The organism is Cutibacterium nasicola, assembly GCF_051303185.1.
Lineage (GTDB): Bacteria > Actinomycetota > Actinomycetes > Propionibacteriales > Propionibacteriaceae > Cutibacterium.
Map to the genome: position 1 here is coordinate 1 of NZ_JBPPGE010000005.1, position 22,815 is coordinate 22,815.

Annotated in this window: 17 protein-coding genes, 3 rRNA genes and 2 pseudogenes; 3 read left to right on the forward strand and 19 right to left on the reverse strand. The window is 61.5% G+C overall.

Annotation, left to right across the window (positions count from 1 at the left end; translation table 11 throughout):
* The 6 genes from rrf to ACSJJT_RS08975 form a co-directional block, all read right to left on the reverse strand.
* Nucleotides 1-116 (reverse strand): 5S ribosomal RNA (rrf, locus tag ACSJJT_RS08950); the annotation flags it as partial.
* A 98-nt stretch (nucleotides 117-214) separates the two neighbouring features.
* Nucleotides 215-3,297: ribosomal RNA gene (locus ACSJJT_RS08955) — 23S ribosomal RNA — on the reverse strand.
* Between the two features lie 263 nt (nucleotides 3,298-3,560).
* Nucleotides 3,561-5,086 (reverse strand): 16S ribosomal RNA (locus ACSJJT_RS08960).
* Nucleotides 5,087-5,817: 731 nt separating this feature from the next.
* Nucleotides 5,818-7,074, reverse strand: a complete 1,257-nt coding sequence (gene tyrS / locus ACSJJT_RS08965; RefSeq protein WP_435917979.1) for a tyrosine--tRNA ligase — start codon at nucleotides 7,072-7,074, stop codon at nucleotides 5,818-5,820.
* Nucleotides 7,075-7,150: 76 nt separating this feature from the next.
* On the reverse strand, nucleotides 7,151-7,696 hold the full coding sequence (locus ACSJJT_RS08970) for an arginine repressor (protein ID WP_435917980.1): 546 nt from the start codon (nucleotides 7,694-7,696) through the stop codon (nucleotides 7,151-7,153).
* 96 nt (nucleotides 7,697-7,792) lie between these two features.
* On the reverse strand, nucleotides 7,793-8,359 hold the full coding sequence (locus tag ACSJJT_RS08975) for a TetR/AcrR family transcriptional regulator C-terminal domain-containing protein (RefSeq protein WP_435917981.1): 567 nt from the start codon (nucleotides 8,357-8,359) through the stop codon (nucleotides 7,793-7,795).
* A gap of 72 nt (nucleotides 8,360-8,431) precedes the next feature.
* Here ACSJJT_RS08975 and bioB point away from each other — a divergent pair, with 72 nt between their 5' ends.
* Nucleotides 8,432-9,598: a biotin synthase BioB gene (gene bioB / locus ACSJJT_RS08980; RefSeq protein WP_435917982.1), complete on the forward strand. Its 1,167-nt coding sequence runs from the start codon at nucleotides 8,432-8,434 to the stop codon at nucleotides 9,596-9,598.
* Between the two features lie 78 nt (nucleotides 9,599-9,676).
* Here the strand turns inward: bioB and pheT are convergent, their stop codons facing one another.
* From pheT to ACSJJT_RS09015, 7 genes and pseudogenes are all read right to left on the reverse strand, one after another.
* Nucleotides 9,677-12,196 carry a phenylalanine--tRNA ligase subunit beta gene (gene pheT, locus ACSJJT_RS08985; RefSeq protein WP_435917983.1) on the reverse strand — a complete coding sequence of 840 codons (2,520 nt, stop codon included), beginning with the start codon at nucleotides 12,194-12,196 and terminating at the stop codon, nucleotides 9,677-9,679.
* The gene (gene pheS, locus ACSJJT_RS08990; RefSeq protein WP_435917984.1) at nucleotides 12,193-13,302 is read right to left on the reverse strand and encodes a phenylalanine--tRNA ligase subunit alpha; all 1,110 of its coding nucleotides are present in this window, start codon (nucleotides 13,300-13,302) and stop codon (nucleotides 12,193-12,195) included. The genes pheT and pheS overlap by 4 nt, the downstream gene beginning before the upstream one ends.
* 130 nt (nucleotides 13,303-13,432) lie before the next feature.
* Nucleotides 13,433-14,257, reverse strand: coding sequence for a TrmH family RNA methyltransferase (locus ACSJJT_RS08995; protein WP_435917985.1), 825 nt, complete (start codon nucleotides 14,255-14,257; stop codon nucleotides 13,433-13,435).
* A 1-nt stretch (nucleotide 14,258) separates the two neighbouring features.
* Nucleotides 14,259-14,630, reverse strand: coding sequence for a 50S ribosomal protein L20 (gene rplT, locus ACSJJT_RS09000; protein WP_435917986.1), 372 nt, complete (start codon nucleotides 14,628-14,630; stop codon nucleotides 14,259-14,261).
* Nucleotides 14,631-14,730: 100 nt separating this feature from the next.
* On the reverse strand, nucleotides 14,731-14,937 hold the full coding sequence (gene rpmI, locus ACSJJT_RS09005) for a 50S ribosomal protein L35 (RefSeq protein ID WP_435917987.1): 207 nt from the start codon (nucleotides 14,935-14,937) through the stop codon (nucleotides 14,731-14,733).
* A 100-nt stretch (nucleotides 14,938-15,037) separates the two neighbouring features.
* The gene (gene infC / locus ACSJJT_RS09010; protein ID WP_435917988.1) at nucleotides 15,038-15,679 is read right to left on the reverse strand and encodes a translation initiation factor IF-3; all 642 of its coding nucleotides are present in this window, start codon (nucleotides 15,677-15,679) and stop codon (nucleotides 15,038-15,040) included.
* A 391-nt stretch (nucleotides 15,680-16,070) separates the two neighbouring features.
* Nucleotides 16,071-16,341: pseudogene (locus tag ACSJJT_RS09015) on the reverse strand (SseB family protein); the annotation flags it as partial.
* A 33-nt stretch (nucleotides 16,342-16,374) separates the two neighbouring features.
* Between ACSJJT_RS09015 and ACSJJT_RS09020 the strand changes: the two are divergent.
* The gene (locus tag ACSJJT_RS09020; RefSeq protein ID WP_435917989.1) at nucleotides 16,375-16,977 is read left to right on the forward strand and encodes a hypothetical protein; all 603 of its coding nucleotides are present in this window, start codon (nucleotides 16,375-16,377) and stop codon (nucleotides 16,975-16,977) included.
* Nucleotides 16,978-17,067: 90 nt separating this feature from the next.
* Here ACSJJT_RS09020 and hisG read toward each other — a convergent pair whose 3' ends face one another.
* From hisG to ACSJJT_RS09045, 5 genes and pseudogenes are all read right to left on the reverse strand, one after another.
* Nucleotides 17,068-17,922 carry an ATP phosphoribosyltransferase gene (gene hisG, locus ACSJJT_RS09025; RefSeq protein ID WP_435917990.1) on the reverse strand — a complete coding sequence of 285 codons (855 nt, stop codon included), beginning with the start codon at nucleotides 17,920-17,922 and terminating at the stop codon, nucleotides 17,068-17,070.
* Between the two features lie 74 nt (nucleotides 17,923-17,996).
* Nucleotides 17,997-18,263 (reverse strand): phosphoribosyl-ATP diphosphatase, encoded by a 267-nt coding sequence (locus tag ACSJJT_RS09030; RefSeq protein WP_435917991.1) that lies wholly within the window; start codon nucleotides 18,261-18,263, stop codon nucleotides 17,997-17,999.
* 84 nt (nucleotides 18,264-18,347) lie between these two features.
* On the reverse strand, nucleotides 18,348-18,953 hold the full coding sequence (gene pnuC / locus ACSJJT_RS09035) for a nicotinamide riboside transporter PnuC (RefSeq protein WP_435917992.1): 606 nt from the start codon (nucleotides 18,951-18,953) through the stop codon (nucleotides 18,348-18,350).
* A gap of 610 nt (nucleotides 18,954-19,563) precedes the next feature.
* On the reverse strand, nucleotides 19,564-20,145 hold the full coding sequence (locus ACSJJT_RS09040) for a DUF3090 domain-containing protein (protein WP_435917993.1): 582 nt from the start codon (nucleotides 20,143-20,145) through the stop codon (nucleotides 19,564-19,566).
* A 145-nt stretch (nucleotides 20,146-20,290) separates the two neighbouring features.
* A pseudogene (locus ACSJJT_RS09045) lies at nucleotides 20,291-20,584 on the reverse strand (histidine phosphatase family protein); the annotation flags it as partial.
* Here ACSJJT_RS09045 and ACSJJT_RS09050 point away from each other — a divergent pair.
* A complete protein-coding gene (locus ACSJJT_RS09050) occupies nucleotides 20,538-21,506 on the forward strand; it encodes an aldo/keto reductase (RefSeq protein ID WP_435917994.1) in 969 nt (322 codons plus the stop codon). The pseudogene ACSJJT_RS09045 and the gene ACSJJT_RS09050 sit on opposite strands and share 47 nt — an antisense overlap.
* 14 nt (nucleotides 21,507-21,520) lie before the next feature.
* Here the strand turns inward: ACSJJT_RS09050 and ACSJJT_RS09055 are convergent, their stop codons facing one another.
* Nucleotides 21,521-22,813 (reverse strand): citrate synthase, encoded by a 1,293-nt coding sequence (locus ACSJJT_RS09055; RefSeq protein WP_435917995.1) that lies wholly within the window; start codon nucleotides 22,811-22,813, stop codon nucleotides 21,521-21,523.
* Nucleotides 22,814-22,815: the final 2 nt, after the last annotated feature.

A 22,815-nucleotide genomic window follows, 5' to 3' on the forward strand; every position in this document is an offset into this window, starting at 1 on the left:
TCCGGCAGTGTCTTACTCTCCCACATGATCCCTCATGCAGTACCATCAGCGCTGGAAGGCTTAACTACCGGGTTCGGTATGGGACCGGGTGTTTCCCTTCCGCCATGACCACCGGAAAACTATGGGGCCAGTCAGGCTTGGCGCAACCCCGCGTGGGGGCTGGGAGCCGTACAGTGGATGCGACACAACACCATTCTTGACGTCTCAAAACAGAATGTGTAAGTCCTCGGTCTATTAGTACCAGTCAGCTCCACACCTTACGATGCGTCCACGCCTGGCCTATCAACCCGGTCGTCTACCGGAGACCTTACCAGAAACCTGTAGGAACCCTCATCTTGAAGCATGCTTCCCGCTTAGATGCTTTCAGCGGTTATCACGACCCGACGTAGCCAACCAGCCATGCTCTTGGCAGAACAACTGGCACACCAGAGGTCAGTCCGTCCCGGTCCTCTCGTACTAAGGACAGCCCTTCTCAAGATTCCTCCGCGCGCAGCGGATAGGGACCGAACTGTCTCACGACGTTCTGAACCCAGCTCGCGTGCCGCTTTAATGGGCGAACAGCCCAACCCTTGGGACCGACTCCAGCCCCAGGATGCGACGAGCCGACATCGAGGTGCCAAACCATGCCGTCGCTATGAGCGCTCGGGCAAGATCAGCCTGTTATCCCCGGGGTACCTTTTATCCGTTGAGTGACGGCGCGTCCACAAGCCACCGTCAGATCACTAGTCCCGACTTTCGTCCCTGCTCGACCTGTCAGTCTCACAGTCAAGCCCCCTTGTGCACTTACACTCACCACCTGATTACCAACCAGGATGAGGGAACCTTTGGGCGCCTCCGTTACCTTTTAGGAGGCGACCGCCCCAGTCAAACTACCCATCAGGCACTGTCCCTGAACCGGATCACGGCCCAAAGTGAGATAACCAGAACGACCAGAGTGGTATTTCAACAATGACTCCACAACCACTGGCGTGGCCACTTCACAGTCTCCCACCTATCCTACACAAGTCGTCCCAATCACCAATACCAAACTATAGTAAAGGTCCCGGGGTCTTTCCGTCCTGCTGCGCGTAACGAGCATCTTTACTCGTAATGCAATTTCACCGAGTTCATGGTGGAGACAGTAGGGAAATCGTTACTCCATTCGTGCAGGTCGGAACTTACCCGACAAGGAATTTCGCTACCTTAGGATGGTTATAGTTACCACCGCCGTTTACTGGGGCTTAAGTTCACCGCTTCGCACACGCTAACAGTTCCCCTTAACCTTCCAGCACCGGGCAGGAGTCAGTCCGTATACATCGTCTTACGACTTCGCACGGACCTGTGTTTTTGGTAAACAGTCGTTTCCCCCTGGTCTCTGCGCCCCTCACCGCAACCACCAGCACGTGGCAGCAACAGCTCAGGTCCCCCTTATCCCGAAGTTACGAGGGCATTTTGCCGAGTTCCTTCACCATGATGATCTCGATCGCCTCGGTATACTCTACCTATCCACCAGTGTCGGTTTAGGGTACGGGCGGACCAGCCACCTCGCTCACGAAGCTTTTCTCGACAGTACAGGATCACTCACTCACCCACACACATGGGCTCGCCATCATGCCTCAACCACACACCCGGCGGATTTACCTACCAGACGGTCCACACATTTAGCCCCGGACAACCATCGCCGGGGATGAGCTACCTCCCTGCGTCCCTCCGCAGCTTGCCTACTACATGATCGGTTCACACACTCACCACACCACCACAACATCAACGATGCCACAATGGCAGGCTCGCACGCTTAGCATCACACACCTCGACACGAACGGTGACAAGCCGGTACCAGAATATCAACTGGTTATCCATCGACTACGCCTGTCGGCCTCGCCTTAGGTCCCGACTCACCCAGGGCAGATTAACTTGACCCTGGAACCCTTGGATAATCGGCGGACGGGTTTCCCACCCGTCATTCGCTACTCATGCCTGCATTCTCACTCCCGCACAATCCACCACACGGTCACCCGGCAGCTTCACCTCACACAGGACGCTCCCCTACCCAAACCCACACAGGGTCTGCCACAGCTTCGGCGGATAACTTAAGCCCCGCTACATTGTCGGCGCGGAATCACTTGACCAGTGAGCTATTACGCACTCTTTCAAGGATGGCTGCTTCCAAGCCAACCTCCTGGCTGTCTACGCAACTCCACATCCTTTTCCACTGAGTCACCACTTAGGGGCCTTAGCTGATGATCTGGGCTGTTTCCCTCTCGACGACGAAGCTTATCCCCCGCCGTCTCACTGCCACGCTCACACTTGCCGGCATTCGGAGTTTGGCTGATTTCGGTAAGCTGATAGGCCCCCTAGACCATCCAGTGCTCTACCTCCGACAAGAACCACGCAACGCTGCACCTAAATGCATTTCGGGGAGAACCAGCTATCACGGTGTTTGATTGGCCTTTCACCCCTATCCACAACTCATCCCCTCCATTTTCAACTGAAGTGGGTTCGGACCTCCACGACGTCTTACCGACGCTTCATCCTGGCCATGGATAGATCACACCGCTTCGGGTCTAGAACACGCGACTAGCGCCCTTATCGGACTCGCTTTCGCTACGACTCCCCCACACAGGTTAACCTCGCCACGCATCACTAACTCGCAGGCTCATTCTTCAAAAGGCACGCCATCACCCCACAAGGCTCTGACGGCTTGTATGCGACCGGTTTCAGGTACTATTTCACTCCCCTCCCGGGGTACTTTTCACCATTCCCTCACGGTACTCATCCACTATCGGTCACCAAGGAGTATTTAGGCTTGACGAGTGGTCCCGCCAGATTCACGCAAAATTCCACGAGTTCCACGCTACTTGGGGCAACCCTCACCAGTGCCACGCTTACAGTTACGGGACTCTCACCCACTCCGGTACGCCTTCCCAGACGCTTCACCTTCACGCAACATTTATCACTGGCCGATCCTGCGGCAGCAGAACCCAAAGGCCCCCACAACCCCGCACATGCAACACCTGCCGGCTTGAACACACACACGGTTTGGCCTCCTCCGCTTTCGCTCGCCACTACTCACGGAATCACAATTGTTTTCTCTTCCTACGGGTACTAAGATGTTTCACTTCCCCGCGTTACCTCCCACACCCCTATACATTCAGGGCAGGGCCACCGGACACTACTCCGGACATTCCAGGTTTCCCCATTCGGACACCCCCGGATCACAGCTCGTTTACCAACTCCCCAGGGCTTATCGCAGGTTACAACGTCCTTCATCGGCTCTTGGTGCCAAGGCATCCACCGATCGCACTACACAACTTACACAACACAAAACACAAAAATAATAAGATGCTCGCATCCACTATACAGTTCTCAACCACCACACGAATCAACACCACACCCACCACACAGCAGACGCAGCATCACCGCACCAGGCCACCACACACAGTGTGATACCCCAGAACCCCAACAGCATGCCTAAGACCCTGCCACAACACACAGGACGCCAATACTCCACAAGAAGCCAACCCATCCACCAACGCCCCACACGAGACGCACTGAATGAGCCCTTACAAAACGCTCCTTAGAAAGGAGGTGATCCAGCCGCACCTTCCGGTACGGCTACCTTGTTACGACTTAGTCCTAATCACCAGTCCCACCTTCGACGACTCCCCCACACAACGTGTTAGGCCACCGGCTTCGGGTGTTACCGACTTTCATGACTTGACGGGCGGTGTGTACAAGCCCCGGGAACGTATTCACCGCAGCGTTGCTGATCTGCGATTACTAGCGACTCCGACTTCATGAGGTCGAGTTGCAGACCCCAATCCGAACTGAGACCGGCTTTCCGAGATCCGCTCACCCTCACAGGCTCGCAACTCTTTGTACCGGCCATTGTAGCATGCGTGAAGCCCTGGACATAAGGGGCATGATGACTTGACGTCATCCCCACCTTCCTCCGAGTTGACCCCGGCGGTCTCCACTGAGTCCCCACCATAACGTGCTGGCAACAGTGAACGAGGGTTGCGCTCGTTGCGGGACTTAACCCAACATCTCACGACACGAGCTGACGACAGCCATGCACCACCTGTGAACCAGCCCCACAAGGAGGCGCACCCATCTCTGAGCACTCCCAGTCCATGTCAAACCCAGGTAAGGTTCTTCGCGTTGCATCGAATTAATCCGCATGCTCCGCCGCTTGTGCGGGGCCCCGTCAATTCCTTTGAGTTTTAGCCTTGCGGCCGTACTCCCCAGGCGGGGTACTTAATGCGTTAGCTACGGCACGGAATCCGTGGAATGGACCCCACACCTAGTACCCACCGTTTACAGCGTGGACTACCAGGGTATCTAAGCCTGTTCGCTCCCCACGCTTTCGCTCCTCAGCGTCAGGAAAGGTCCAGAGAACCGCCTTCGCCACTGGTGTTCCTCCTGATATCTGCGCATTCCACCGCTCCACCAGGAATTCCATTCTCCCCTACCTTCCTCAAGTCAACCCGTATCGAAAGCACGCTCAGGGTTAAGCCCCAAGTTTCCACTTCCGACGCGATCAACCACCTACGAGCCCTTTACGCCCAATAAATCCGGACAACGCTCGCACCCTACGTATCACCGCGGCTGCTGGCACGTAGTTAGCCGGTGCTTCTTCTACAGGTACCGTCACACAAGCTTCGTCCCTGCTGAAAGCGGTTTACAACCCGAAGGCCGTCATCCCGCACGCGGCGTTGCTGCATCAGGCTTGCGCCCATTGTGCAATATTCCCCACTGCTGCCTCCCGTAGGAGTCTGGGCCGTATCTCAGTCCCAATGTGGCCGGTCACCCTCTCAGGCCGGCTACCCGTCACCGCCTTGGTAGGCCACTACCCCACCAACAAACTGATAGGCCGCGAGCCCATCCACAACCACCGAAGCTTTCCAACCCCCACCATGCAGCAGGAGCACATATCCAGTATTAGCACCAGTTTCCCAGCGTTATCCCAAAGTTGTGGGCAGGTTACTCACGTGTTACTCACCCGTTCGCCACTCGAGTACCCCAAAAAGAGGCCTTTCCGTACGACTTGCATGTGTTAAGCACGCCGCCAGCGTTCGTCCTGAGCCAGGATCAAACTCTCCAATGAAAAAATATCACCCACCCCACACCACACAGGCACAGGGCAACGGTGTCAACATGAAGAATCCAAAACACTAACCCCAAACACTGACCAAAAAATCCAGTCCATGTCCAGAATCACAAAGGAATCCATAAACAAATCCGACACACCAAAAAGATGCATCAAAAAATCATTGACTATCAAAGACACACTGTTGAGTTCTCAAACATCACACCCACAGAACAACCCCACCAACAAGCAGGACCACCCCAAGGCGACCCGACCAACCCTACCACACCAAGCCCCGACACACAAAACCGAGACCAACCAGCAGAACCAGCCACAATCAGCTCACCACCCCTAAAGGCAGCAACCCAATCAACCTTACCAGATCAACCCTGAATGTCAAATCCAGGAATTCACCAGGGAAATCACCATCAAGAAAACCATCCAGTCATTCCCAGCCCCCTCCAACAAGGGAACCCGCAGAAGCTTAAACACTCATCAAACAACCGTCAACTCATGCCCCAGCAATCCCACAACAGAATCACCAGCACTCCCACCAGCCCACACCCACCGGGCGCCGGGCCGAGAAACAACACTGCCACAACCACACCCTCAACGCAAATCGGGCTGATTCAGGACTCGAACCGCCCCACCGTCCGGCCGCGTCACGGTTGCGTTTGGTGGGTAAATACAACCGTCCGGGGGACCACCGCAGACACGGTGATCCCCGGACGGATCCGACATGGAGGTGCTCAGCGGGTCAACGCACCCACCGTCTTCTTACCACGGCGCACCAACGCCACTCGACCACATAGGAAGTCATCGTCACTCAGACGCTGATCAGGGTCAGACACCTTGACGTTGTTGAGGTAAGCGCCGCCCTCGATGACGGCTCGTTTACCAGCAGACTTCGTATCGACGACCCCTGCCGCAACCATGGCGTCAATGATCGTCGGGTACTCCCCACCCTCATGATGAGCAGCGCCAAGCTCGTCAGCCAAGGACATCACCGTCGTCTCGTCGAGGTCACGCAACTCACCCCGTCCGAAGATGGCCTGAGCAGCAGCCTCGGCAGCCTTACGCTGCTCCACTCCATGGACAAGATCAGTGAGGTCGTCGGCCAAGCAGTGCTGAGCAGCACGACGCCACGGCTCCTCCTTGGTCTTACGAGCCAAGTCCTCGATCTCCTCACGAGAACGCGAACTGAAGATCTTGAGGTACTCGATGACCTTCGCGTCCTCCGCATTGAGGAAGAACTGGTGGAAGGCGTAGGCGCTCGTCAATTCCGGATCGACCCAAACCGTCCCGGACTCGGTCTTGCCGTACTTGGTGCCATCGGCCTTGGTCAACAGCGGGGTCACCAGGCCGTGCACAGTGTCACCGGTCGTCTTGCGAACGAACTCCGCACCCGCAGCAATGTTTCCCCATTGGTCCTGGGCACCGGTCTGGAGACTGCAGCCGTAACGCTTGTGCAACTCGTAGAAGTCCAGTGACTGCAACAGGACGTAGCTGAACTCGGTGTACGAAATACCGCTCTCCAGACGTCGGGCAACGACGTCCCGGGCCAGCATCCGGTTGACCGAGAAGTGCTTGCCAACGTCACGCAGGAAGTCCAGAGCGGTGTACTCGACCGTCCAGTCGTAGTTGTTGACGATCCGAGCGGCGTTCGGCCCCTCGGTGTCGACGTACTTGCTCACCTGTTCCTTGATGGACTCAACCCACTCGGCGACCAGCGCGCGGTCATTCATCTGACGCTCGCCAGTCATCTTTGGATCACCAATGAGACCCGTTGCCCCACCGACGAGGAGCAACGGCTTGTGTCCGCGTTCCTGCAGGGCTCGCACCAGCATCAACTGGACGAGGTGACCAATGTGAAGGCTCTTGGCGGTCGGATCGAAGCCAACATAGAAGGTGACGGGTCCTTGGGCGAGGTGGGCCTCCAATGCCTCACGATCGGTGGAATCGGCAACAAGCCCTCTCCACTCCAGGTCGTCCAACAGATCCGACACGTCATCTTCCTTTCACCAAGACCCCATGTGGGGGTCAACTCGGCGTCAGTATACCGACCGAACCGTCCTCCGCGGTTCACTCACAGTCACACACCGGACGTGAGAGGATCTCAGCAGGCACACCCGTGACGGCCATCTGGGAGAAGGCGTCCGCCAACTCTCCGGCATCAACACCTGTGGCACACATCAAGGCGATGGTGTCATCCCCCGCGATCGTCCCCAGGATGATGTCCAGGCCCGCCTTGTCGATGGCAGATCCGTAGTACTGAGCAGCACCCGGTGGGGTCTTGAGCACCACGAGGTACTCATTGTTTCGTACTCCGGTGCACAACTCCTTGGTCATTCGTGCCAACTTGACCCACGCCGGCGAGCCCGTCGTCACATCCGAGGGGTGCTCTCCCTCGGGAATCGAATAGCACGGGTTTCCAGCGTGATCACGCCCCCGGACGGCTCCGATCTCGACGAGGTCGCGGGAGAGGGTGCCTTGAGAGGCAACGAAGCCTTCGGAAGCCAGGATCTCGCCCAACTCAGCTTGGGAGGAAATCCCTCCCCCCTGAATCAGGGCGCGGATGCGGGCGTGCCGCGCTGCCCGCGAGGTCGGCGCCGAGTGCCCCTCGCTCATGGACCCCCCTTGATCGCACCCCATCGGAGTGGCTATAGAACATTCAGTAACTCACATAAGTATGCACTAATTCAGCGGCCAGCGTCCACCTACGATTCACAGAACGCTCTCCATGCCTGCAATGAAGATCCGCAGCGCGAGGTCGAAATCCGCCTCTTGCCGGGCGAGATCGACCTCTGCCATGACGCCCAGGTCGTGCAACTGGGTGCGCGTCTGCTCCTCCATGGTGTGGCCAAGGACGAGATGGACGATGGCACGACAGATTCCCCCAGCGCGATCATCATCGAAGCCATGAGCCGCCAGGAATTCTCGCAATGTCACAGTGGGATCGACGGCCCCCAGCCCCACTGAAATGGTCGAGGCGACCAATTCTGCTCCGTCACAGTGAGCAAGCAGCGTCCTCCGGAAGCACCTCGCCCATTCGTCAACCCCCTCAGCGAGGCCAGCCTCTGCAACCGGAATGGACGTCGGCCCCGCATCCACGGACAAAATCTCATCGCTCACCGCCGCCAGAAGGCTTTGCTTGTTGGCAACGTGCCAGTACAGCGCACCAGCCTTCACGCCGAGACGTTGTGCGAGGCGACGCATGGACAGGTCGCCAAGGCCATAGGTGTCGAGGATCTCAACCCCTGCCCGAACGACGTCCGCCTTGGTCAGGCTCACGGTGACTCCCTGAACTCGATGACACTTTTTCGATGACATGTTTCCGGGGGTGGCCCACTTCGGCCGAACCTCATGGACTACATTGAACCCCGTTCAATCCTGAACGGTGTTCAGGACGTCTCCAGTCTCGGAAGGACCAGAGCATTGTTGAATCTAGCCGACATGACCGAACGCGGCCTGAGGGGGGAGTCGATCACCCGGGAGGAGGCCCTCGAGATCCTTCGCAGCAATAATGACGAGCTCATGTCACTCATCGCCGCTGCCGGAAAGGTTCGTCGCCATTTCTTCGACAACCGAGTGCGCCTCAACTACCTGGTCAACCTCAAGTCGGGCCTGTGCCCCGAAGACTGCTCGTACTGCTCGCAGCGCCTAGGCTCCCGTGCCGAGATCATGAAGTACTCCTGGGCCGACCCCGAGAAGGTGCACGAGGCAGTCGAAGCCGGTATCGCCGGCGGCGCTCGTCGCGTCTGCATGGTGGCCTCCGGCCATGGTCCCTCCAACCGTGACGTCGAGCACGTCAACAGCATGGTGCGCTCCCTCAAGGCAGACCACCCCGACGTCGAGGTCTGCGTCTGTCTGGGCTTCGTGGACGATGAGAAGGCAGCCTCCATCAAGGACGCCGGTGCCGACGCCTACAACCACAACGCCAACACCGCTCGCTCCCATTATGGAGAGATCTGCACCACCCATTCCTACGAGGACCGCATGGACACCGTCGAGGTCCTCAAGCGCAATGGTCTCTCCCCCTGCTCGGGCGTCATCGCTGGTATGGGCGAGACCGACGAGGAATTCGTCGACGTCATCTTCGACCTGCGTGAGCGTGGGGTCGACTCGGTGCCCGTGAACTTCCTGCTCCCCTTCGAGGGAACGCCTCTGGCAGGTGGCGCTCAGCACATCACCCCGCAGTGGTGCCTCAAGCGTCTCGCCATGGTCCGCTTCGTCCATCCGGACGCCGAGGTGCGGGCTGCTGCCGGACGTGAGCAGCACATCCGTACCATGCAGCCGCTGGCGCTCGAGGTCGTCAACTCCATCTTTCTGGGCGACTACCTCACCAGTGAGGGCGCTGCCGGCGCTGCCGACCTGCAGATGATTCAGGACGGCGGCTTCGTCCCTGAGGGAGCCGACGGGCAGCCCGTGGTCCACACCACCGTCGATTCGTCCCAGTCAGCCGACCTGCCCATCAACGCGGTTCCGATCCGTCACCGTGGTATCGGCAGTGCGGTTCCGGCAAACGCCTGATGCCGTCAGCGCAAGCCTGAACACATTGCACGAGGGGTCGACATCATGTCGACCCCTCGTGGCATGTATCGGTAGGTGTCAGGACCTCAGCTCAGCCCCGCAGGCGTCCTCGGCGCGAGCCACCGCAGCGTCGCGAGCCTCGGCCGCCTCGGCATCAGTGAGAGTCCGATCGGCAGCACGCAGACGAAGGTTGAAGGCGAGCGACTTGTGTCCCTCGCCGACCTGCTCACCTTGGTAGACGTCGAACAGCTCGACGGACTCCAACAAGGATCCAGCCCCCTCAGCGACAGCCCGACGGACATCCTCGCTGGCGACGGACTCGTCAACGACGAGGGCGACGTCCTCCTTGGCCACCGGAAAACTCGAGATGGGCTTGACCTGGCCACCATGGGGAGCCGCAGCAACGAGGGCGTCAAGGTTGAGCTCAACAGCGCAGGAACGCTGCGGCAGACCGGCATCCGACACCACGGTCGGGTGAAGCTCACCTGCATGGCCGATCACCTTGCCGTCCACGATGAGGACGGCACACCGGCCCGGATGCCAAGGGGCCTGACGGTCGGCCTTGCGCTCCAGGGTGACGCCGAGGGCGTCAGCGGCCTTCTGAGCGACCAGAACCGCATGACGCCAATCAGTCTTGACGGGCTCGCCGTCCCACCGATCCGGCAACCAGTTGCCACAGATCACCGCAGCCAGCATGCGCAGCTGAGCGGGCAGGGCTGCGTCGATCTCGGCGAGGACCTCGTCGCAGGGACGCTCGTCGACACCTGGACGGGGAGCCTTGGCCGGGGTCACAGCGCGGAAAACCACACCGCTCTCGAAGACCGCGAGGTCCTCCTGGGACCGCGCCATGTTCGTCGTCACGGCGTGGAAAAGCCCCGGCAGCAGGCTGGTCCGCAGATACGGGTGGGTGTCGTCGAGAGGGTTGGCGAGCCTGACCGTCGCATGCCGCGGATCATCATCGCTGATCCCGAGGGTTTTGAGGTCCTTGTCACCGATGAAGGGCAAGGTGATGAGCTCGACGAATCCGGCCTCGACGACCGAACGCACCACGCGACGACGACCTTGCTGAGCCTTCGTCAGGCCAGCGGTGCCCAGGCCGGGAGGAAGGATCGGCTCGATGCGGTCGAAACCGATCTTGCGACCGATCTCCTCGACGTAGTCGTATGCATCAACCAGGTCCGGACGCCACGTCGGCGGGACGAGGCTGAGGGAATTACCCAGGGCGGTCACCTTGACACCCGAACGGGTGAGGATCTCGATGACCTCCTCGGTGGACACCTTCGTGCCGAGGATGCGGCTCGGCAACTCAGCGCTGATGGTCTGGTGAGGCATGTCTGGGACCGCACCGACGACAGTCGGCTCGCCGATGGTCGCACCTGCGTAATGGGCCAGCAGCTCGGCGGCACGAACCGCAGCGGTGTGGGCGCACACTGGATCGACGCCGCGCTCGAAGCGACGCGAGGCCTCGGACCCCAGCTTGTGGCGTCGGTACGCCCGAGCCACCGTCATGGGATCGAAGTGGGCACCCTCAAGAATGATCGAGGTCGACTCGGCGGTCATCTCGGTGGCGGCCCCACCCATGACACCGGCCAGGCCGATGGCACCCGAGTCATCGGCGATCACCAAGTCGTCGGTACCAAGGATGCGCTCGGTGTCGTCGAGGGTGACCAGGTGCTCACCCTCGTGAGCCTTGCGGACGACAATCGTCCCGCTCACCTTGTCGGCATCGTAGGCGTGCAGCGGCTGACCAGACTCCAACATGACGTAATTGGTGACGTCAACAGTCAGGCTGATGGGACGCATTCCCGCCCGGGTGATGCGATCAGCGATGAATCGTGGGGTCTGAGCGTGCGGATCCAGACCGGTCACCGGCAGGGCGACGAACTGGCTGCAGGCATCCGACTGAATGTCCACTCCAACCGGACCGTCAACCGGACCGATCGGCTCCTCGTCGTAGCGATCCGGGAAGTGCACGGACATGGCGTGGGCCACCTCACGGGCGATACCACGAACCGACATGCAGTAACCGATGTCGGGGGTCACGTCGACGTCAAGGACCTCCTCGGGAACCCCGAGAATTGGCAGGGCATCCTCGCCGGGAACCAGCTGGTGTCCCTCGACGGAGGGCGGCAGGGTAATGATCCCAGAGTGATCGACACCAATGCCCAGCTCGTCAGCAGCGCAGAGCATGCCGTCGGACATGTGGCCGTAGGTCTTACGGGCGCTGATCGCGAATCCACCGGGGAGCACGGCCCCGGGCAGGGAGACGACCACCCAGGCGCCTTCAACTGCGTTGGGAGCACCGCAGATGATGCCGCGTCCCTCGACACCCTCCTGCACATTGTTGGGGTGCCCTTCGGCGTTGTATCGGGGACCGACGTCAACTCGGCACCAGTTGATGGTCTTGCCGTTCTTCTGCGGCTCGGGAATCGACGACAGGATGCGACCGATGACGATCGGGCCGGTCAGCTCGCCGCCGACCACCTCGACCTTCTCGACGGTGGCAGTGTGGTCGGTGAGAGCCTGAGCCACCTGCTCGGTGGTGGTGCCGTCAGGCAGGTTGACCATGGCCTGCAGCCATGACATGGGAACCTTCATCGTGCTCCTCCCCTGAGTGAGCGGCTGAATCGAACGTCACCCTCGACGAAGTCGCGCAGGTCAGGGGCGTTGTTGCGGAACATCACCGTGCGATCAATGCCCATTCCGAAGGCGAACCCGGAGTAGACGTCGGTGTCAATTCCGCAGGCGATGAGCACACGCGGGTTGACGATGCCGCAGCCACCCCACTCGATCCAGCCCTCGGAGCGGCAGGTACGACACGGGCGGTCGGGATTGCCGACCGACGCACCGTGACACACGAAGCACTCCAGGTCGACCTCGGCACTGGGCTCGGTGAACGGGAAATAGTGCGGACGGAACCGGGTGCGCACGTCGCCGAACATCGCGCGGGCGAAGGCGTCGACGGTGCCCTTGAGATGACCCATCGTGATGCCCTTGTCAACACACAGGCCCTCGACCTGATGGAAGACCGGCAGGTGAGTGGCGTCGTACTCGTCGGCACGGAAGACCTTGCCAGGGCTGATGATGCGCACCGGCGGCTGCTGTGTAAGCAGGGTGTGAATCTGCACCGGGCTGGTGGCGGTACGCATGCACTTGCCATCACTGACCGGGTCAAGCCACAGGGTGTCCTGCAGGGCGCGAGCGGGATGGTCGCTACCAAGGTTCAAGGCATCGAAATTGAACCACTCGGACTCGGCCTCCGGACCTTCAGCGATCTGCCAACCCATGGCGGTGAAGACGTCGCAGACGTCGTCGATGAGAGCTGTGATCGGGTGCGGGGCCCCCTGCGGCGAGGTGACGACCGGCAAGGTGACGTCAGTGGTCTCGTCCTCGAGACGAGCTTCCAGCTCGGCCTCCGCGAGCTCCTCCTGGCGAGCCTTGAGAGCCTGGTTGACACGGCCACGGGCCTGACCGATCCGCTTTCCGGCGTCCTTGCGGGCGGCCGGAGGCAGAGCTCCGATCTCGCGGTTGGCCAAGGCCAGCGGGGACTTGTCACCGGTGTGGGCGATGCGCACCTGCTTGAGCTCAGCAGTGGTGGACACCCCGGCGATCGCCTCCAGTGCCTCGGCCACCCGGGCCTCGACCTGGTCAGCGTCCAAGGTGCTCACCTGGACCGGGTCATAATTCGTGTTGGGGCCACTCATGGGCCTTCCCCCTGATGGGTTGACGTTGGAAAAGCGCCCCTCTCCGGGGCGCAAGTGTGCGACTGGCGTCGATCACCCCGAGTCTAGTGGTGACCGACGCCGTCAGTGGTTGATGGCCGCTTCTCGGTAATCAGGCGCGCTGTTCACTCGCTGTCGCGTACAGCACGACGGCAGCTGCGGTGGAGAGATTGAGAGACTCAGCGGATCCCCACATCGGAACCCCGACGACCTCGTCAGCCAGGGCTCGGTCTGCCTCTGGCAGTCCCCACGCCTCGTTGCCCATCAGCCAGGCGATGGGCGTCTTGAGGCGTCCGGATCTGGCGACGACGTCGAGACTGTGGCCTCCCCCGTCGGCGGCGAGCACTGCCATCTGGTGGCTGCGAGCCCACTCCACGGCGTCGGCAAGGTCAACGCCGACGATGACGGGCAGGTGGAAGATCGATCCCACCGAGGAACGGACCGTCTTGGGATTGTGCGGGTCCACCGATCCGCGGGTCAGGATCACGCACTCGGCACCGAAGGCATCGGCGCAGCGGATGACCGTTCCGGCGTTACCCGGGTCTCGAACCTGCGCGCAGATGACGGCCAGACGCACCTGCCTGTCGGGCAGCTCGTGGCGGGTGACCTGTCGGCACACGGCGAAGACTCCCTGACTGGTGACGGTGTCGGACAAGGCACTGACGTCCTCGTCAGTCAGTAGCGCCACCCTGATTCCACGACGTTCCGCGGCGTCGACGTGCTCGGCATCACGCACCGGATCCGAAGTGGCCAGCAGATTCACCTTGCCAGGCCACGCCAGTGCCTCACGTACCGCCTGAGCGCCTTCGACGAGGAAGAGTCCGGATTCCTCACGTCCGCGCCGCGAGGACAGCCGACGGGCCGAACGCAGCGACCCATTCGAGATGGGATCGCATCTCGAATGGGTCGCTGCGTTCGGCCCACCGGTCATGCTCACGTCAGGCGGCAGCGTTCTGCGGCTGGTTGGCCTTGGCGATCTCGACGAGGCTGTTGAAGGCGTCAATGTCGGAGACGGCCAGCTCAGCGAGCATCTTGCGGTCGACCTCAATGCCGGCGTTCTTCAGACCATTGATGAAACGGTTGTAGGTCATCCCCTGGGCGCGGGAAGCAGCATTGATGCGCTGGATCCACAGCGAGCGAAAGTCGCCCTTCTTGGCGCGACGATCACGAAACGAGTACGTGGCTGAATGGAGGGTCTGCTCCTTGGCCTTGCGGTACAGACGGGAACGCTGTCCGCGGTAACCGGAGGCCCGGTCGAGGACCTCGCGACGCTTCTTCTTGGCATTCACAGAACGCTTCACGCGTGCCATGGTGATTCTCCTTGGTTTTCCCGGGTCAGTCCCGGATCGGTTCGGGGCGTCTGACGCCCAGCGGACTTGAAGACGTCGTCAGTGGCGACGCCGGCTGTCGTCAGCGGCCGGGGTGGCCCGCGAGCAGCTTCTTGACCTTGGCGGCCTGTCCCTTGGGCAGCACGGTCTCGCCGGTCAGACGGCGGGTGACGCGCGAGGACTTGTGCTCGTTGAGGTGACGCTTGCCGGCCTTACGAGCGGTGACCTTGCCCGAGCCGGTCACCTTGAAACGCTTCTTCGTTCCTGAGTGGCTCTTCATCTTGGGCATGGATAGCTCCATTCGTTCATGTGTGTCGTCCCGCGAACCGGAGGAAAGGTCCCGGGCTGGCTCACCGGCGAAGACCGGATCGCCTGGTTCTGAGCAGTGCTCAGAGGTCGATGTCAGGGTCCATGTTGTCGGCGGGGCCCTTTTTCTTTTTCTTCTTGGCGGTGCCGGCAGCAGCGCGTTGGGCAGCCTCGTAGGCCTTGTCAGCCTCAGCAGCCTCGGCGCGCTCAGCGGCTCGGCGGTCACGCTCAGCCTTCTGATTCGCCTTGGCCTCGTTCTTCTTACGAGTCGGGGCGAGGATCATGAGCATGTTGCGCCCTTCCTGCTTGGGAGGGGACTCGACGGTCGCGTACTCAGTCAGATCGTCAGCAAGGCGACGCAACAGGTTGACGCCAAGCTCCGGACGAGACTGCTCACGGCCACGGAACATGATCGTGATCTTGACCTTGTCACCGGCCTTGAGGAACCGCAGGACATGGCCCTTCTTGGTCTCGTAGTCGTGGTCGTCAATCTTGGGCCGAAGCTTCATCTCCTTGATGATGGAGTTCGCCTGGTTGCGTCGCGACTCCCGGGCCTTCTGGGCCGCCTCGTACTTGAACTTGCCGTAGTCCATGAGCTTGACGACAGGGGGACGGGCCTGGGGAGCCACCTCGACGAGGTCGAGGTCTTGCTCGCGGGCGAGCTGCAGGGCCTGCTCGACCCTGACGATGCCGACCTGTTCGCCATTGGGGCCAACCAGGCGCACCTCGGGAACGCGGATCCGCTCGTTGATGCGGGGTTCAGTACTGATGGGTTCCTCCCGGATGTCTGTTCAGCATGGAGACGTGTCCACGTCTCCGCGATCCGGGTACAGGAAAAGGCTCTCGCGGAAATGCGAAAGCCTGACTCATGCGGGTGCATGAGCACCCTACCCAACCCTCGGGGGGAAGAGACCCTGAGGATCGTTGTTGAGAACCCGGCGGACGAAATCCGCCCAGGTGGGAGGTCAGGCCCCCTCTTCCACGTGACCAGTTCTGTACTGATCGCTCTGAAGATGGTACGGCATCAGGAGTCATCACCCCAAATCGAGAGCCATCCTCCGAGTCAACTCCACAAAACCCGACCTCCCCGTCCGGAAAGGTCCTCGCTGCACACCGACCCCAGCCGTCCTCGAACGTCATGAGTTTCCGCCATGCTCGATCGAGTCGAGGATGTCTGGCCCCGAGACGAGTGGAACCGGACCCGCGACGTCAATGAGGAGGGCGTCAGCCGGGACCTCGGTGACGGTGGCGGCCAGATCCGGGAGCTGGCCAGGAACCGGTCCGGCGGTCTCATGGCGTCAAGGAGTCGGTTCCGGTGAAGGCGACCAGGACGGTACTTCCCCTGCTCATTGGTGAGTGTGATCGCACCGGTCTCACCGGCCTCGTCCTCTATGTCGCCGCCGTGTGACACAGTTGAGGGATGAGCGAAACGACCGTCGTTGCCGTCGTCACTATTGTCCTGGTCGTCCTTCCACTGTTGCGAGCCCTGTCAGGGTGGTTTTCTCGCCGCTCCTCCCGAGCTCTGCTGCGCGGACTGGGTCTGGCCCTCATTCCGATCGGTCTGGTCCTGACAGGACTGATGCGTTTGTTGGTCCGAGCGATCCGCCTCGTCGTGGACTGGTTCGCCGGTGCTGCCATGACACCGGCCATCTGGATCGGCGTCATCGCCATCGCCATTGGCCTGGTGACCTGGTTCATCGCCGGTTTCATGCCCCCGGTTGACCGCGAGACCGGACGTCAGCGTCGTCAGGATCACGCCGCACGCAAGCAGGCCCGCGCCACGTCGGTCTCGCCGAAGTCCCAAGGTTCTGCTTCCCCGCAAAGTGCCCCTCAGGGGTCGCGACCGGCATCCGAAACGAGCTCGCTACCCGTTGATGCCCCGAAGACACCTGCCACCGCTCCGGTTAGGACGCCGAGCTCAAGCTCTTCCGAGCCGACGGCCAGGTCCTCCAAGATCTCGGCCACGGAGAAGGACGAGGACGCCGAGCTCGAGGACATTCTGCGCAAGCGCGGGATCGAATGATCCTTCCCCCCAAAAAAACACACAGCAATGCCGTGGGCTCCGAACCGGGGTCCACGGCATTCTTCAGTGACGGTGGGGGCACCGTGGCGATCACAGTCGACAGGCAGACAGCTCCGTCGACAGGATGGCGCGGGCACCGGCGTCCCACAGCTCGTCCATGAGCCCCTGCACGGCCTCGCGAGGGACCATGGCGCGCACGGCATACCAGCCGTTCTTCGACAGCGGCGAGACCGTCGGGGCCTCCAGGCCCGGAGTCAGCTCGGTGACGGCGCCGAGGGCTTCGGCTGGCACGTCGTACTCGACCATGACGTAGCTACGGGCCACCTGGACACCGTCAATGCGTCGCATGAAATGGTCAAAGGTCGTGCCACCGGTGAAATCGCGCCGCTGGATGAGGACGGCTTCGGACTCCAGGATGACGTCTCCGAAGAGCTCGAGGCCAGCTTTGCGCAGGGTGGTTCCCGTCTCGACGACGTCGGCGATGGCGTCAGCCACCCCGAGTCGGATCGAGGACTCGACGGCACCATCCAAGTGGATCAGGTGAGCGTCGATACCTCGCTTCGTCAGGAATGATCCGAGCAGGCCCGGATACGACGTCGCGATGCGCTTACCGGCCAGACCCTCCACGGTGTTGCCGGAACCCTTGGGTGCCGCGAAACGGAACCGGGAGTGACCAAATCCGAGACCCTTGATCTCAGCGGCGTCGGCTCCGGAATCCAGTAGCAGGTCGCGACCGGTGATACCGATGTCGAGAGTGCCCTCACCGACGTACACCGCAATGTCACGCGGCCGCAGGTAAAAGAACTCCACCCCGTTGGCTTCGTCGATCAGGGTGAGGTCCTTGCGATCAGAACGCTGACGGTAACCGGACTCAGTCAGCAGGGAGGACGCCGCGTCCGACAGGGCACCCTTGTTCGGCACTGCAATGCGCAGCAGGTCTGACATGAATTCTCCTCAGGAGATTGAGAAAGCGGGGGACATGACGATGACTGGCCAGGCACAACCCGACCTGGGGAAATTCACAGATGCTTGTAGACGTCATCAAGGGTCAACCCCTGCTTGATCATCATGACCTGCAGGTGATAAATCTCCTGACTGATCTCCACGGCCAGCCTTGCGTTGCCCTCGTACTCAGCGGCCATCCAGACCTCAGAGGCTTCCTCCACAATCTTCTTGCCGATGGCATGCACTCCGCGGTCGAGCTCCTCAACGGTTCCCGATCCCGCGGGGCGGGTCTGTGCCTTGGTGGACAGCTCGGCGAAGAGTTCCTCGAATGTCTTGCTCACAGTGGTCAGGCTACCGACTGCGGTGCCATGACCATGCCTGGGACCACGTGACGGACCTTGCACGCCACCGGGCCGAGCGTCCGATCAGTTCGCAGCCCCTCCTGCGTGTTGAGCTCGCCACCACGTCAGGAAGCCGTAGAAGCAGAACGCTCCGTAAAACACGTACATCAGCGCACTCGGGTAGTACTGCGCGGTCGCAAGCAACGGGACGCCGACAACATCCACGGCGATCCACACGAACCAGAACTCGTTCCATCCACGCGCCATGCCCCACGTGGCAAGGATCGATCCAGTGAGGATCCAGGAATCCGACAATGGACCCCATGAGCCGAGGGCCTCAAGGACGACGTAGAAGATGATGAGCCCGACGAGAGCGGACGCCGGGCTGAGGATGCGTTCCCGACGAGTGGCCCACCGGGGATGAACGGCCACCTGGGAGGCTCCATTGTTGCGTCGGGTGGCAGCCCACACGACCCAGCCATAGGCGCTGGTCGCGAGGAAGAAGATCTGCCGACCAGCTTGGCCCCACAAGTTGAGGTCCTGAGGAGTGTGGAACACCCCACCCAGGAAGACCGTGAACAGGGTGACGTTCCCGACAATGCCAACCGGCCAGGCCCAGACTCGACGACGGGCGCCGCCGAGGGCCGATGCCAGTCCGAACAGATTCCCGATGACCTCGCGCCACAACATCGGCTTACCCAGGCCCACAGCACCGTGCGCAACCTGAGATCGGTGTCAAAGGTCAGGGCGTTGTCCACTGCCCAGACGTGAGGCATTCCACTCAGATCGGGGTCGGGCCCGAGCAGGACGTGACCGCCCTTGCGGTCGGTGTTGTTGGCGACTGCGTCAAAGAGGGCCAGGGCACGCAGAGCCGGATGCGGGGAATGAGCGAGCCCGATCTCGCGACCGTCCTCGTCAATCCCCAGCGACAATCCGTGCCAGTGTCCCGGGAGACGTTCGGTGACGTCGGCAACCACCAACGGATTCTCCCGGTCGTCGTCAATCCATCGCTGTATCGAACCAGCCCCTCGTGGGCCGTCCTCGATGAAGACGGTCAACGGCACCAGCCCAACACCCATGAGCTGGGACAGCCGGTAGGACGAAACCTCACGTCCAGCAAGGGTCCCGGCAGGAAAGCCATGAAAACGACGCTCATGGGAAACCGGTTTGTACACCCACAGCCTGTCGTCCGCATCGCGCACTCGAAGCGCACCATCACTGGAATCGGGCAGGGCAGCGTCGATTCGCCACGGTGCGCGAGGCCGAGGTGCTTGTGGCAGGTCCCAGGGATTCGTCGAGCTCACCACACCAACGATGTGCGATAGCCATTTGACCGAGGGCACAGATGGCCCCCACCAGAAAGGATCTGCTGGGAACAATACGGGCAGTATTGGCGTCCCGACGCCACGACGACATTGCATCGAGCGACGAATTGGCGAGCCTGGGAGGTCGTCATGAAGATTTCAAGGGAGTCCAGTGCCGACTCAGGAAGTGTGGTCAACAGCATTGCTGGGTCGTTGATCATCAACTCGTCATCGCTGGCGGCATACATCTCGATTTCGACGCGCTTGCTCGGGTCATCGAAGGCCATCGCCATGGCACCTACTGTGAATTCCTCGTCAAGAGGTGAGTCCAGCGGGGCGAGATCGTCAGGGGTGTGGATCGTCGGCGGGACGAGGACGTCGGCGGCATGGGCAGCCAAGCCGTCCAGAATCCTGTCCATCTGAAGCGCAAGCTGGCTGATCTGAGCCTTCTCGCACCGCACCGTCACCAGGCGGGAGCCTTCCCGAACCTGAAGGTGAAAGACCCGTGCTCCTGGGCGACCGACGGTGCCGACCACGACCCGATCGGGCCGTTCGAATCGGAAGGTGCGACGAGTCATGCCTCCACCCTAGCCACCCAACCCTTGGCAGGAGCACAGGACGGAACCTGTCTCGCTGGGCATCATCGCCGAGATGGTGGCCTCGGGTGGATTGTCGACCACCATGCACCAATCCGACTCGCTGCTCAGGATCAACGGGGGAGGTCACGACGAGGCCAGGTGTCACGTCCGTCAGTTGGGAAGCCAGCGCCCCCGCGTCGCGAGTACCGACCTCGTCGAGGGGATGGCTCGAACGGCCAGCGAGGACTCCCTTCGCATTGGCCTCAGTACGCCCGTGTCGAATGAGCAGAAGTCGTGCCACGGCGTCGCTGTATTGCGCCTGGTCCTGGCGTCTTGCCTCAAGGCCGGCTTGAGGGTGCTCCGTTAGGGTGATCTGAGCGAGGAGGACGCACATGCGCATGAAAACCGTCGGGGCCAGCGGCCTCAAGGTGTCTGCCATTGGTCTGGGCTCCCTGACCTGGGGAGGTCACACCGACACTCGTGAGGCTCGCTCCATGGTGCGCCGTTTCGTCGACGCCGGTGGCAACCTCGTCGACACCGCCCCTGCATATGGTGGTGGCTTCGCCGAACAGCTCATTGGCAAGCTCATTCACACCGACATCAGCCGAGACGACCTCGTCATCGCCACGAAGGCTGGATTCGTCGCCGAGGGGAAGAAACGGGTCGTCGACACCTCCCGAACCGCTCTGTTGCGCGATCTGGAGGGATCCCTACGTCGCCTCCACACCGACCACGTCGACCTGTGGCAGGTGCATGCCTGGGGAGATGCCCCCATCGAGGAGACCTGCGCTGCCCTCGACCACGCTGTGCGTTCAGGCATGGCCCGCTACGTCGGCGTCTCCAATTTCGTCGGCTGGCAGTCGGCAACGGCGGCCACCTGGCAGCGAGCGACAGGAGCTCGCACTCCGCTGGTGAGCAACCAGGTCGAGTACTCCCTGCTGGCTCGTCGCGCCGAGATCGAGGTCGTCCCCTCCGCCCAGCATCACGGCATGGGCCTGCTGGCGTGGTCGTCCTTGGGTCGTGGCGTGCTGGCTGGTCGTTACCGCAACGGCACTCCCAAGGATTCTCGTGGCGGTTCCGACCGTCTCTCGTGGTTCGTGCAGCCCTATCTGACGCCCAAATCCCGAGCTGTCGTCAACGCCATCTCGAAGGCGGCCGACGGGCTAGGAGCGACGGCCGCGCAGATTGCTCTGACCTGGGTGCGCGACGCCCCCGTCGTTTCGTCGGCCCTCGTCGGACCGCGAACGACGGCGCAGCTCGAGGAACTACTGGGTGCCGATGACATCGTGCTGCCCCCGGAGATCAGCGCGGCCCTCGACGACATCACGGGCGGGCCGAACTTGGCCCGCGAGGAGTCCTGAGGGCCGTCCCGGTCTCAACGTTCGGCGCGAGGCATCCACGGCGTCGAAACCGGACCGTCGTAGAGTTCACGCGGCCTGGAAATTCTCGTCGTCGGATCCTCGGCGACCTCCTTCCAGTGCGCAATCCAGCCGGCCATCCGGCCAATGGCGAACATGACGGTGAACATGTTGAGCGGGATGCCAAGAGCCCTCAGCACAATTCCGGAGTAGAAGTCCACGTTCGGGTAGAGCCTGCGCTCGACGAAGTAGTCGTCGGCCAGCACGGCGTCCTCGAGCTCCATGGCGACGTCGAGCAGTGGGTCGGGCTTGTGCATCGTCTCGAGCAACGGACCGACAGCACCGCGGAAGATCCTTGCCCTGGGATCCCAGTTGCGGTAGACGCGGTGCCCGAAGCCGGAAATCCTCTCCCCCGAGTCCTTGGCCTTGGCCAGATACTGACGCGGGGAAAGGCCGGAGTCATGGATGCGCTGCAGAGCCCGCACCGCGTTGACGTTGGCACCCCCATGGCGGTCTCCCCAGAGGGCACAGACACCAGCCGAGCACGACGTGAAGAGGTTGGCACCGGATGACCCCACCATCCGGACCGTCGAAGTCGAACAGTTCTGGCCGTGATCGGCATGGAGGACGAGGAAGAGGTTGAGGGCCCTGGCGGCAATCGGGTCAGGCTCGTAGTCGCGGTACGGCAGGGAGAACATCATGTGCATGAAGTTTTCGACGTACTTGAGGTCGTAGCGCGGGTAGATCGCCGGTTCCCCGATCGACGCCTTGTACGAGGCCGCCGCGATCGTCCTCACCTTGGACATCAGTTTGGCAGCGGCGTCGGTGAAGGAGTTCTCGTCCGTGATGCGCGGGCGGTCATGGGTGCTCATCGCATTGATCATTGACGACATGATCGCCATGGGGTGGCCGTTGGGAGGGAAGGCATTGAAGTGAAGATCCATCGACCGGTGCAGCGCGGAATACTCGGTCAGCCGATTCCGAAAGTCGTCACGCTGCGCCTCGGTCGGCAACTCGCCGAAAATGAGCAGCCAAGCCGTCTCCACGAAGGAGACCTTCTGCTCGGCAAAGGTCTCGATGGGGAGTCCTCGATAGGTGAGCACACCATCCTCGCCGTCAATCCAGGAGATGGCAGACCGGCAGGATGCGGTATTGGCGAAGGCAGGGTCGAAGGTTGTCACGCCGCCGGTCATCCGGCGAAGATCAGAGATGTCGATGACCCGGTCGCCGGTGGTGCCGGTGATGACAGGAAGGGAGTACTCCTGACCGTCGAGGATCAGGGTTGCAATGTCGTGCGTTTCGTGGCTCATCG